Source organism: Ramlibacter aquaticus (assembly GCF_015159745.1).
GTDB classification, from domain to species: domain Bacteria; phylum Pseudomonadota; class Gammaproteobacteria; order Burkholderiales; family Burkholderiaceae_C; genus Ramlibacter; species Ramlibacter aquaticus.
On the sequence record NZ_JADDOJ010000050.1, the window covers coordinates 18355 to 29126 of the forward strand.

Annotated in this window: 12 protein-coding genes; 9 read left to right on the plus strand and 3 right to left on the minus strand. The window is 70.5% G+C overall.

Annotated features, from left to right (window positions below; translation table 11 throughout):
* The first annotated feature begins 2 nt into the window (after nt 1-2).
* The 8 genes from IM725_RS12755 to IM725_RS12790 all read left to right on the plus strand — a co-directional run bounded on the left by IM725_RS12755 (nt 3) and on the right by IM725_RS12790 (nt 7472).
* Nucleotides 3-1589: a benzoate-CoA ligase family protein gene (locus IM725_RS12755; protein WP_193780981.1), complete on the plus strand. Its 1587-nt coding sequence runs from the start codon at nt 3-5 to the stop codon at nt 1587-1589.
* The gene (locus IM725_RS12760) at nt 1586-2800 is read left to right on the plus strand and encodes an ABC transporter substrate-binding protein (protein ID WP_227753787.1); all 1215 of its coding nucleotides are present in this window, start codon (nt 1586-1588) and stop codon (nt 2798-2800) included. The genes IM725_RS12755 and IM725_RS12760 overlap by 4 nt, the downstream gene beginning before the upstream one ends.
* A 202-nt stretch (nt 2801-3002) precedes the next feature.
* Nucleotides 3003-3884, plus strand: coding sequence for a branched-chain amino acid ABC transporter permease (locus IM725_RS12765; RefSeq protein WP_193780983.1), 882 nt, complete (start codon nt 3003-3005; stop codon nt 3882-3884).
* Between the two features lie 3 nt (nt 3885-3887).
* Nucleotides 3888-4904, plus strand: a complete 1017-nt coding sequence (locus tag IM725_RS12770) for a branched-chain amino acid ABC transporter permease (protein WP_193780984.1) — start codon at nt 3888-3890, stop codon at nt 4902-4904.
* Nucleotides 4901-5677 (plus strand): ABC transporter ATP-binding protein, encoded by a 777-nt coding sequence (locus IM725_RS12775; protein ID WP_193780985.1) that lies wholly within the window; start codon nt 4901-4903, stop codon nt 5675-5677. The genes IM725_RS12770 and IM725_RS12775 overlap by 4 nt, the downstream gene beginning before the upstream one ends.
* Before the next feature lies 1 nt (nt 5678).
* Nucleotides 5679-6395 (plus strand): ABC transporter ATP-binding protein, encoded by a 717-nt coding sequence (locus IM725_RS12780; protein ID WP_193780986.1) that lies wholly within the window; start codon nt 5679-5681, stop codon nt 6393-6395.
* Nucleotides 6396-6509: 114 nt separating this feature from the next.
* Nucleotides 6510-6716 carry a DUF3079 domain-containing protein gene (locus IM725_RS12785; protein ID WP_193780987.1) on the plus strand — a complete coding sequence of 69 codons (207 nt, stop codon included), beginning with the start codon at nt 6510-6512 and terminating at the stop codon, nt 6714-6716.
* Nucleotides 6717-6980: 264 nt separating this feature from the next.
* Nucleotides 6981-7472 (plus strand): pilin, encoded by a 492-nt coding sequence (locus IM725_RS12790; RefSeq protein WP_193780988.1) that lies wholly within the window; start codon nt 6981-6983, stop codon nt 7470-7472.
* Between the two features lie 60 nt (nt 7473-7532).
* Here the strand turns inward: IM725_RS12790 and IM725_RS12795 are convergent, their stop codons facing one another.
* From IM725_RS12795 to IM725_RS12805, 3 genes are read right to left on the minus strand one after another with little or no spacing between them, the layout of a single operon-like run.
* Nucleotides 7533-8381, minus strand: a complete 849-nt coding sequence (locus IM725_RS12795; protein ID WP_193780989.1) for a fumarylacetoacetate hydrolase family protein — start codon at nt 8379-8381, stop codon at nt 7533-7535.
* Nucleotides 8382-8410: 29 nt separating this feature from the next.
* Complete coding sequence (locus tag IM725_RS12800; RefSeq protein WP_193780990.1) at nt 8411-9157, minus strand: SDR family NAD(P)-dependent oxidoreductase; 747 nt, start codon at nt 9155-9157, stop codon at nt 8411-8413.
* On the minus strand, nt 9154-9888 hold the full coding sequence (locus tag IM725_RS12805) for an SDR family oxidoreductase (protein ID WP_193780991.1): 735 nt from the start codon (nt 9886-9888) through the stop codon (nt 9154-9156). The genes IM725_RS12800 and IM725_RS12805 overlap by 4 nt, the downstream gene beginning before the upstream one ends.
* 86 nt (nt 9889-9974) lie before the next feature.
* Here IM725_RS12805 and IM725_RS12810 point away from each other — a divergent pair, with 86 nt between their 5' ends.
* The gene (locus IM725_RS12810; protein WP_193780992.1) at nt 9975-10706 is read left to right on the plus strand and encodes a FadR/GntR family transcriptional regulator; all 732 of its coding nucleotides are present in this window, start codon (nt 9975-9977) and stop codon (nt 10704-10706) included.
* The last annotated feature ends 66 nt before the right edge of the window (nt 10707-10772 follow it).

Genomic DNA, 10772 nt, shown 5'->3' on the forward strand with positions numbered 1-10772 from the left:
CCATGCCCCACACCCAGGTCCCGCCTCCCGCCGAAACCTTCAACTTCGCGGGCCACCTGCTGGCGCAGAACGCCCAGCGCCCCGGCAAGGCCGCCTTCATCGACGACCTCGGCACCCTGCGCTACGGCGAGCTGGACGAGCGGGTGCGCCGCGCCGCGGCCGCGCTGCGCGGCCTGGGCATCCGCCGCGAGGAACGCGTGCTGCTGCTGATGCAGGACTGCAACGACTGGCCGGTGGCCTTCCTGGGCGCGATGTACGCCGGGCTGGTGCCGGTGGCGGTGAACACGCTGCTCACCGCCGACGACTACGCCTACATGCTGGAGCACTCGCGGGCCCAGGCGGTGCTGGTCTCGGGCGCGCTGCTGCCCGCGGTGACGGCCGCCATGGTGCGCAGCGACCACGAGGTGAGCAAGGTGATCGTCTCGCGCCCGGTGGCGCCGCTGCACCCCGCCGAGGTGGAGTTCGAGACTTTCCTGGCGGCGGCCACCCCGCTGGCCAAGCCGGCGCGCACCAGCCGTGACGACCCCGGCTTCTGGCTCTACTCCTCGGGCTCCACCGGCCGGCCCAAGGGCACGGTGCACTCGCACGCCAACCCCTACTGGACGGCCGAGCTGTACGGCAAGGCCATCCTGCAGCTGGGCGAGGGCGACGTGTGCTTCTCGGCCGCCAAGCTCTTCTTCGCCTACGGCCTGGGCAACGCGCTCACCTTCCCCATGAGCGTGGGCGCCACCACCCTGCTCATGGCCGAGCGCCCCACGCCGGACGCCACCTTCCAGCGCCTGACGGGCAGCGTCGGCGGCGTGAAGCCCACGGTCTTCTACGGCGCGCCCACCGGTTTCGCCGGCATGCTGGCCTCACCCGCCCTGCCCGCGCGCAGCGCGGTGGCGCTGCGGCTGGTGTCCTCCGCCGGCGAGGCCCTGCCGGCCGAGATCGGCGAGCGCTTCAAGGCGCATTTCGGCACCGACATCGTCGATGGCATCGGCTCCACCGAGATGCTGCACATCTTCCTGTCCAACCGGCCCGGCCAGGTGCGCTACGGCACCACGGGCTGGCCGGTGCCCGGCTACGAGGTGCAGCTGCGCGGCGACGACGGCCAGCCCGTGCCCGACGGCGAGCCCGGCGACCTGTACATCCAGGGCCCCAGCGCGGCGATGATGTACTGGGGCAACCGCGAGAAGACGCGCGAGACCTTCCACGGCGGCTGGACCAAGAGCGGCGACAAGTACGTGCGCAACGCCGACGGCACCTACACCTACGGCGGCCGCAGCGACGACATGCTCAAGGTCAGCGGCATCTACGTCAGCCCCTTCGAGGTCGAGGCCACGCTGGTGCAGCACCCGGCGGTGCTGGAGGCCGCGGTGATAGGCACCGAGGACGCCGAGGGCCTGACCAAGACCAAGGCCTTCGTGGTGCTCAAGGCCGGCGCCCACACCGACGAGGCCGAACTGAAGGCCTTTGTGAAGGACCGGCTCGCGCCCTACAAGTACCCGCGCTTCATCGAGTTCGTCAGCGACCTGCCCAAGACCGCCACCGGCAAGATCCAGCGCTTCAAGCTGCGCGAGCTGGAAAAGCAGTCGGCCGCGCGCTGAGGCGCGTCCCTTCACCACAACGACAACAAGCCCACCGGAGACACCGTTCCATGAAACCCACCCGCATCGCCGCCGCCCTCGCCCTGGCCGCGCTCGCCTCCCTCGCCCAGGCCCAGGGCACCGGCAAGGTCAAGGTCGGCCTCATGCTGCCCTACACCGGCACCTTCGCCTCGCTGGGCACCGCCATCGAGAACGGCTTCCGCCTCTACGTCGCCGAACAGGGCGGCAAGCTCGGCGGCCGCGAGGTGGAGTTCTTCAAGGTCGACGACGAGAGCGACCCGGCCAAGGCCACCGACAACGCCAACAAGCTGGTCAAGCGCGACGGCGTGGACGTGCTGGTGGGCACGGTGCATTCGGGCGTGGCCATGGCCATGGCCAAGGTCGCGAAAGACAGCGGCACGCTGCTGATCGTGCCCAACGCCGGCGCCGACGCGGTGACCGGGCCCATGTGCGCGCAGAACATCTTCCGCTCCAGTTTCTCGAACTGGCAGCCGGGTTACGCCATGGGCGAGGTGATGGCCAAGAAGGGCCACAAGAACGTCATCACCATCACCTGGAAGTACGCGGCCGGCGACGAAAGCGTGCGTGGCTTCAAGGAGGCCTTCGAGAAGCACGGCGGCAAGGTCACCAAGGAACTGTCGCTGCCCTTCCCCAACGTGGAATTCCAGGCCCTGCTGACCGAGATCGCCGCCGCCAAGCCGGACGCGGTCTACACCTTCTTCGCCGGCGGCGGCGCGGTGAAGTTCGTCAAGGACTATGCGGCGGCCGGCCTCAAGGGCCGCATCCCGCTGTACGGCGCCGGCTTCATCACCGACGGCACGCTGGAAGCGCAGGGTGCGGACGCGGACGGCATGCTCACCACCCTGCACTACGCCGACAGCCTGGACATCCCGCGCGACAAGAGCTTCCGCCTCGCCTACGCCAAGACCTACAAGCTGCAGCCCGACGTGTACGCGGTGCAGGGCTACGACGCGGCGCAGATGCTGGCCATCGGCCTGAACGCGGTGAAGGGCGACCTGGCGAAGAAGGCCGAATTCGCGGCCGCGCTGGAGAAGGCGAAGATCGACAGCCCGCGGGGCGCGTTCACCCTCTCCAAGGCCCACAACCCGGTGCAGGACATCTACCTGCGGCAGGTGGGGCAGAAGGAGAACAAGTTCATCGGGGTGGCGGTGAAGGCGTTGGCCGATCCCGCGCGCGGATGCAGGTTGTGACCCCCCGATGCGCCTGCGGCGCCTCCCCCCAAGGGGGGGCGCCACCGGCGGCCCGGCGAAGCCGGTTCCGCGGTGGGCTCCCAAAGGGCCTGCGCGGTCGGCTGCGCCGGCCGCGCGGCCGCGTGAGGAGCTCGGCGTCCGGGCGCTGGGCCTGGGTCGCTTAAGCTCTGTTGCCGCCTCTTCCTTTACTTCCGGTATTACCGTGGACTTCGCCACTTTCCTCATCCAGTGCCTGAACTCGCTGCAGTACGGGCTGCTGCTGTTCCTGGTGGCGAGCGGGTTGACGCTGATCTTCGGGATCATGGGCGTGATCAACCTGGCGCACGGCAGCTTCTACATGGTGGGGGCCTACATGGCCTTCGCGCTGACGCAGCCGATCGCCGCGACCTTCGGCGGCGGGTTCTTCTCGGTGCTGGTGGCGGGCACCGTGCTGGCGGTGGCGCTGGGCTACGTGCTCGAGTGGGCCTTCTACAGCTACCTCTACCAGCGCGAGCACCTGCAGCAGGTGCTCATGACCTACGGCCTGATCCTGGTGTTCGAGGAAGTGCGCAGCCTGCTGGTGGGGGACGACGTGCACGGGGTCAACCCGCCCGCCATCCTGGCTGGCGCGCTGCCACTGGGGGACATGATGACCTACCCGGTCTACCGGCTCTTCATCTCGGGCGTGTGCGTGGCGCTGGCGCTGGGCATGTACCTGGTGTTCACCCGCACGCGCCTGGGCATGATGATCCGCGCCGGCAGCAGCAACCGCGAGATGGTGCAGAGCCTGGGCATCGACATCCAGTTCCTCTACCGCGTGGTGTTCGCCGCGGGGGTCGCCATCGCGGCGCTGGCCGGCATGGTGGCCGCGCCCGTCAGCAGCGTGTACCCGGGCATGGGCAACCAGGTGCTGATCATCTGCTTCGTGGTGGTGGTGATCGGCGGCATCGGCTCGATCCGCGGCGCGCTGCTGGCGGCCCTGCTGATCGGCTTCGTGGACACCTTCGGCAAGGTGCTGCTGCCCTCGGCCGCCGGGGTGCTGGTGTACGTGCTCATGGCCCTCATCCTGATCTGGAAACCGGAGGGCCTGTTCAAGGCCGGCTGAGCGATGCGCGAGCTTCTTTCCCCCAAGGGCCTGTTCACGCTGGCCTGCTTCGCCGGGCTGGCGCTGTACCCGCTGGCCGCCGGCAGCTTCGGCGTCGACCTGGTCACCAAGATCATGGTCTACGCCATCTTCGCGCTCAGCCTGGAACTGCTGGTCGGCGGCACCGGGCTGGTGTGCTTCGGCCACGCCGCCTTCTTCGGCATCGGCGGCTACGCAGCGGTGCTGCTCTCGCCCGCCAGCGGCGAGCCGGGCTCGCTGCTCCTGCTGCTGCCGGGCGCCGTGCTGGCCGCCGGGCTGTACGCGCTGGCCGTGGGCGCGCTCAGCCTGCGCACGCGCGGGGTGTACTTCATCATGGTGACGCTGGCCTTCGCGCAGATGGCCTACTACGTCGCCCACGACACGCCGCTGGGCGGCGGCACCGACGGCATCTACCTCACGGCCAAGCCGGTGCTGGGCCCGCTGGACCTGGACAAGCCGCTCGTGCTCTACGGCTTCACGCTGGCGATGCTGGCGGCGGTCTTCGTCTTCCTGGCGCTGGTCTCGCGCTCGCGCTTCGGCCGCGCGCTGGCCGGCATCCGCGTCAACGAGCAGCGCATGCGCGCCACCGGCTACTCCACCTACCCCTACAAGCTCGCGGCCTTCACCCTCTCGGGCGCGATCGCCGGGCTGGCCGGCTTTCTCTTCGGCGTGAAGGACGGCGTGGTCAACCCCGAGCTCATGAGCTGGCACCTCTCCGGCGCGGTGCTGGTGATGATCATCCTGGGCGGCATCGGCCACCTGCGCGGCGCGCTGGTCGGTGCCTTCGCCTTCGCGCTGCTGCAGGAGCTCTACCGCAGCGAGGCCATCTTCGGCGCTTTCGCCAAGCACTGGCTGCTGGGCCTGGGCCTGACCATCATCGCCAGCGTGGCCCTGCTGCCGCGCGGGCTGGTGGGCGTGCCGGGCCAGGTGCGCGACCGCCTGCTGGGGCGCGCCTCGCGCCGCGCCGGCGCCGCGGCCGCACGCACGGGGGCCGGGGCATGAGCACGACAAACAACCCGCCTGCAGCCGGCACGCAGGTGCTGCTGCGCGGCGAAGGCATCACCCGCCGCTGGGGCGGCCTGGTGGCGGTGAGCGAGGTGTCGGTGGAACTGGTGCGCGGCACGGTGCACGCGGTGATAGGCACCAACGGCGCCGGCAAGTCCACGCTGATCAACATCCTGTCGGGCGAGATCCCGCCCTCGGCCGGCCGCGTGGAGTTGCTGGGCCAGGACGTGACCGGCTGGACGCAGCCGCGCCGCGCCCGCGCCGGCCTGGGCCGCAGCTACCAGCGCAACACCATCTACCCCAGCTTCACGGTGCTGGAGAACTGCCGCCTCGCGGCGCAGGCGCGGCATCCCCGGCCCTGGCGCCTGTGGGAGGACGCCGCGGCCTGCCCCGACAGCGGGCCCGCCGCGATCGAGGTCGCCCGGCGGACCGGCCTGGCCGAGGTGGCGGACCGGCCCGCCGGCCTTCTGTCGCACGGCCAGAAGCGCCAGCTGGAAATCGCGATGTGCCTGGCGACCGCACCGCAGGTGCTGCTGCTGGACGAGCCGCTGGCCGGCATGGGCGCCGAGGAAACCGAGCGCATGCTGGCCCTGCTGGCGGAGCTGCGCAGCGACCACGCCATCCTGCTGGTGGAGCACGACATGGACGCGGTATTCCGTATCGCCGACCGCATCACCGTGATGGTGAACGGGCGGGTCATGGCCTCGGGCACCCCGGCCGAGGTGCGCGCCAACCCCGAGGTGCAGGCCGCCTACCTGGGAGGCCACTGAGATGGCGAACGACCTGATCCTGGATGCGCGGGACATCCACGCCTGGTACGGCAGCAGCCACGTGTTGCACGGCGTGAGCCTGCAGATCGGCCGCGGTGAGACCGTGGGCCTGCTGGGCCGCAACGGCATGGGCAAGAGCACGCTGATCCGCACGCTGCTGGGCCATGTGGCGCAGCGCGACGGCCACATCCTGCTGTTCGGCCGCGACATGAGCCGCGCCCAGCCGCACGAGGTGGCGCGTCGCGGCGTGGCCTACGTGCCCGAGGGCCGTGGCGTGTTCCCCAACCTCTCCGTCAAGGAGAACCTGGTGATGGCGTCGCGGCCCGCGGCGGCGGCCGTGCGCGGGGGCTGGAGCTACGAGCGCGTGATGGAAACGTTTCCGCGGCTGGCCGAGCGGGTGCGCCACCTGGGCGGCCAGCTCTCCGGCGGCGAGCAGCAGATGCTGGCCATCGGCCGCGCGCTCATGACGCAGCCCGAGTTGGTGATCCTGGACGAGGCCACCGAGGGCCTGGCGCCGCTGGTGGTGGCCGAGATCTGGAAGGTGATCGCCACCATTCGCGCCGACGGCATCGCGACCCTGATCGTGGACCGCGACTTCCGCAAGGTGCTGGCCCACAGCGACCGCGCCGTGGTGCTGCAGAAGGGCCAGGTCGTGCTGTCCGGGGCCGCGCCCGAATTGCAGGCCAGCGACGCGCTGGCGGGCTTCCTGGGCGTCTGAGCCAGCGCGCGGGGTCGCCGCGGCGGCGCGGTGGCCGAATGCGGGGGCCGCCCTCAGCGCGCTTCTTGCGCCAGCGCAAAACCCTGACGGTCGCGGGTCCCGACCATGGGACCCATGGCCACCCGCCGTTTCCCCATCGCACCGGCCCACCCTGAACGCACCTGCTGGGGCTGCGACCGCTACTGCGCGGCCCAGGACATGGTCTGCGGCAACGGCACGGAGCGCACCCAGCACCCCAGCGAGACCCTGGGCGAAGGCTGGGAGCGCGAGGGGCTGGACCCCTTCCTGCAGGACACGCCACCCACCACCCCCGCGGGTTGAGGCGCCGCCGCGGTGCGCATGCCGACGCTCGTGCGTCGGCAACGGCGCCCCCGGCCCGGATGGGGACACGGTTCATTCCGCCCGCCCCGTGCTTGCGCGCTGCCTGCGCCTGGTACAGCGCAGCCCGCAGCGCGATCCCCTAGCACCCTTTAAAAACGTTTTAAACGTTTGTGGTGTAAATACTACTTAAAAACTGGACCGCAGAAGGTACATCGCCCAATAATCACTTCTAACACTTTATTCACTTATTTCATTCTTTTCACCATGAAGCGAAACCACGGATTCACCTTGCCCGAGCTGTTGGTCGTCGTCGCGCTCATCGGTGTGCTGGCGGCGGCCGCCCTGCCGGCCTACCAGGACTACGCCGCGCGGGCCCGCATGGCGGAAGTCCTGCAGGGGGTCGCGGCCTGCCAGACGGAAGTGACCGAGAGCGTGGGCAGCGCCCTGCAGCCCGACGTCAGCGGCGCGTTCGGCACGGCCTGCACGTCCGCGGCCAGCCGCTACGTGCGCAGCTTCGCCGTCACGCCCGACGGCGTGGTCGTGGTGACGGTGAACGAGGGCACGGTGGGCGGCGCGGCGCGCGCGAACGCCAACCAGCTGTGGCTGCGGCCCTTCGTGGCGGGCCGGCCGCTGGACGGCCAGCAGGACGGCGGGCGGCAGATCGGCAGCTGGGAATGCGGGCCGGCAGACGCCGGCTCCCACCCGCTGCCGGTCGCGCTTCTGCCCCAGTCCTGCCGCTACGGCACGCGCTCCTGAGGCCGGGCGCGTCCCGCCCTGGGCCGCAGGCCGGCCACGGCGCGGGCCGGCCCCGGCGCTTCAGGCCTTGAAGGGCACCACCACCTGGCGCTGCTCGCCCAGGCCCTGGATGCCCAGGGTCATCACGTCACCCTTCTTGAGGAAGACGGGCGGCTTCATGCCCATGCCCACCCCGGGCGGCGTGCCGGTGGTGATCACGTCGCCGGGCAGCAGCGTCATGAACTGGCTCACGTAGCTCACCAGCTTGGGCACGTTGAAGATCATGGTCTTGGTGTTGCCGGTCTGCATGCGCTGGCCGTTCAGGTCCAGCCACATGTCCAGGCGGTGCACGTTCTCGAACTCGTCCGGCGTCACCAGCCAGGGGCCGATCGGGCCGAAGGTGTCGCAGCCCTTGCCCTTGTCCCACTGCGAGCCGCGCTCGAGCTGGTACTCGCGTTCGCTCACGTCGTTCACGACGCAGTAGCCCGCGACGTAGGCCAGCGCATCCTTCTGCGAGACGTAGCGGGCGCGTTCGCCGATGACCACGCCCAGCTCGACCTCCCAGTCGCTCTTCTTGGAGCCCTTGGGCAGCATCACCGGGTCGTTCGGGCCCTGGATGCAGCTGGTGGCCTTGGTGAAGACGATGGGCTCCTTGGGGATGGGCATGCCGGATTCGGCCGCGTGGTCGGCGTAGTTCAGGCCGATGGCTATGAACTTGCCCACATGGGCGACCGGGCAGCCGAAACGCGGCGTGCCGCGCACCAGCGGCAGCTTGGCCGGGTTGGTCTTGCGCAGGCGGGTGAGCATCACCTGGCCGAGCTGCGCGGGGCCGATGTCGGGCACCACGCCGGACAGGTCACGCAGCTTGCCGTCCGAATCGATGAGGCCGGGCTTTTCCTTGCCGGGGTTGCCGTAGCGCACGAGTTTCATGCCGTCGTCTTTCTTTGAGTGGTGAAGGTTCAGTAGGTGGAGCGGCCGCCGGACAGGTCGAACACCGCGCCGGTGGAGAACGAGCAATCCTCCGTGCACAGCCAGCCGACCAGGGCCGCCACCTCCTCGGGCGTGCCGAAGCGCCCCATGGGGATCTTCGACAGCATGAACTGTATGTGCTGGGGCGTCATCTGGTCGAAGATCGCGGTCTTCACCGCCGCCGGAGTCACGCAGTTCACCCGCACGCCGCTGCCGGCCAGCTCCTTGCCCAGCGACTTGGTGAGCGCGATCACCGCCGCCTTGCTCGCGCTGTAGGCGCTGGCGTTGGGGTTGCCGTCCTTGCCGGCGACCGAGGCGATGTTCACGATGCGCCCGTAGTCGGCCTGGCGCATCACCGGCACCAGCTCGCGGCAGCACAGGAACAGGCCCGTCAGGTTCACGTCCATTACCTGGCGCCAGGCGTCCACCGGGTAGTCCCAGACCTGGGTGTTGGGGCCGGTGATGCCGGCGCTGTTCACCAGCGCATCCACCCGCGGGGAGATCGCCAGCGTGGCCTGCACGGCCGCCTGCACGGCCGGGTGGCTGGCGACGTCCACGCCGACCGCGGACGCACCGGCGCCCAGCTGGCGCGCGGCCGCCTGGGCCGCGGCCTCGTCGCGGTCCCACAGCGTGACGCTGCCGCCGGAGGCGAGCAGGCGCTGCGCGATGGCGAAGCCCAGGCCGGTGGCGCCCCCGGTGACGACCGCATGGCGGCCCTTGAAGTCGAGTTGGTTCATACCGTGATGCCTCCGTCCACTGCATAGGCCTGGCCGGTGACGAAGCGGGATTCGTCGCTGGCCAGGAAAACCACCACCGGTGCGATCTCGGCGGCCTGGGCCAGCCGGCCCATGGGCTGGCGGGCGATGAAGGCGCGACGCGCGGCCTCGGGGTCGGCGTTGGCGTTGATGCGCTGCTGGAGCGAGGGCGTGTCCACGGTGCCCGGGCAGACCGCATTGCAGCGGATGCCGTCGGCCACGTAGTCCGCCGCCACGCTCTTGGTCAGCCCGATGACCGCCGCCTTGGTGGTGCCGTAGATGAAGCGGTTGGGCAGGCCCTTGATGCTGCTGCACACGCTGGCCATGTTGATGATGCTGCCACCGCCCTGCGCCAGCATGCGCGGCAGCACGGCCTGGATGGCCCAGAACTGCGAGCGCACGTTGAGGTCGAGCGCGAAGGCCCACTCCTCGTCCGTGGCCTGCAACACGGTGCCGGCGTGCACGAAGCCGGCGCAATTGAAGAGCACGTCAACGCGCGGCATGGCCTGCACCAGGGCCTGGATGGCGCTCTTGTCGAGCACGTCCAGGCGCCAGGCCTGCACGTTGGGCACGCCCTCGTAGGCCGCCAGCAGCTCGGCATTGATGTCGGTGGCCCACACCTGGGCGCCTTCCGCGGCCAGGGCGAGCACGCTGGCCCGGCCTATGCCCTGCCCGGCCGCCGTGACGAGGAGGGTCTTGCCTTGCAGTCTCATGGGGGTTTTGCCGGATGCGCCGCTGGGGCGGGCGTTCGATATTAATTGGCCTGACCACTTGGCCAATCCTCGACAACCCTGATCCGATGCCGCTGCAGACCGTGGAACCGCAACGCCTCTACCGGCAGATCGCCGAGCAGGTGCGCGCGCTCATCACCGGCGGCGAGTTCGGGCCCGGCACGCGCCTGCCGGCCGAGCGCGACCTGGCCCGCCAGCTGGGCGTGAGCCGGCCCTCGGTGCGCGAGGCCCTGATCGCGCTGGAGGTGGAAGGCTGGGTCGAGGTGCGCACCGGCTCGGGCGTCTACGTGCTGGACCGCAGCGAGCGCAGCCGCCCCGGGCGCCAGGTGCCGGCGTCCGAATGGGGCCCGCTGGAGCTGATCCGGGCGCGCCGGGCGATCGAGGGCGAGATCGCCTCGCTCGCGGCGCAGAACGCCAAGCGCAAGGACATGCAGGCCATACGCGCCGCCATCGACGCCATGGCCGAGGACACGGCGCGCGGCGTCGCGCCGCTGGCGGGCGACCGCGCCTTCCACCTCGCGGTGGCGGAGGCGACAGGCAACGTGGTGCTGCTGGAGACGGTGCAGACCTTCTGGGACGCACGCCACGGCCCGCTGTTCGAGCGCCTGGGCGACTACTTCGAGACCGTGCCCTCCTGGCGCTCGGCCATCGCCGAACACGAGGCCGTGCTGGCCGCGATCCGCACGCACGACGCGCCGGCCGCGCGCGCCGCGATGCAGCAGCACATGGACAAGTCCCACGCGCGCTTCAGCGCCAGCTGGCGTCGCGCCGCCCTTCCCCGTGACGCATCGGCCCCCTGACAGGGCCCAGGCCCCCAGGCTGATCGTCCGATCCCCGTTTCAACGCAGTACCCACCCATGCCCTGT

What these genes read in the sequence shown, in the direction of transcription:
- IM725_RS12775 (WP_193780985.1), top strand. Translation starts at nt 4,901, where the DNA reads ATGAGCACGACAAACAACCCGCCTGCAGCCGGCACGCAGGTGCTGCTG.
- IM725_RS12770 (WP_193780984.1), top strand. Translation starts at nt 3,888, where the DNA reads ATGCGCGAGCTTCTTTCCCCCAAGGGCCTGTTCACGCTGGCCTGCTTC.
- IM725_RS12780 (WP_193780986.1), top strand. Translation starts at nt 5,679, where the DNA reads ATGGCGAACGACCTGATCCTGGATGCGCGGGACATCCACGCCTGGTAC.
- IM725_RS12790 (WP_193780988.1), top strand. Translation starts at nt 6,981, where the DNA reads ATGAAGCGAAACCACGGATTCACCTTGCCCGAGCTGTTGGTCGTCGTC.
- IM725_RS12795 (WP_193780989.1), bottom strand. Translation starts at nt 8,381, where the DNA reads ATGAAACTCGTGCGCTACGGCAACCCCGGCAAGGAAAAGCCCGGCCTC.
- IM725_RS12810 (WP_193780992.1), top strand. Translation starts at nt 9,975, where the DNA reads ATGCCGCTGCAGACCGTGGAACCGCAACGCCTCTACCGGCAGATCGCC.
- IM725_RS12755 (WP_193780981.1), top strand. Translation starts at nt 3, where the DNA reads ATGCCCCACACCCAGGTCCCGCCTCCCGCCGAAACCTTCAACTTCGCG.
- IM725_RS12800 (WP_193780990.1), bottom strand. Translation starts at nt 9,157, where the DNA reads ATGAACCAACTCGACTTCAAGGGCCGCCATGCGGTCGTCACCGGGGGC.
- IM725_RS12785 (WP_193780987.1), top strand. Translation starts at nt 6,510, where the DNA reads ATGGCCACCCGCCGTTTCCCCATCGCACCGGCCCACCCTGAACGCACC.
- IM725_RS12805 (WP_193780991.1), bottom strand. Translation starts at nt 9,888, where the DNA reads ATGAGACTGCAAGGCAAGACCCTCCTCGTCACGGCGGCCGGGCAGGGC.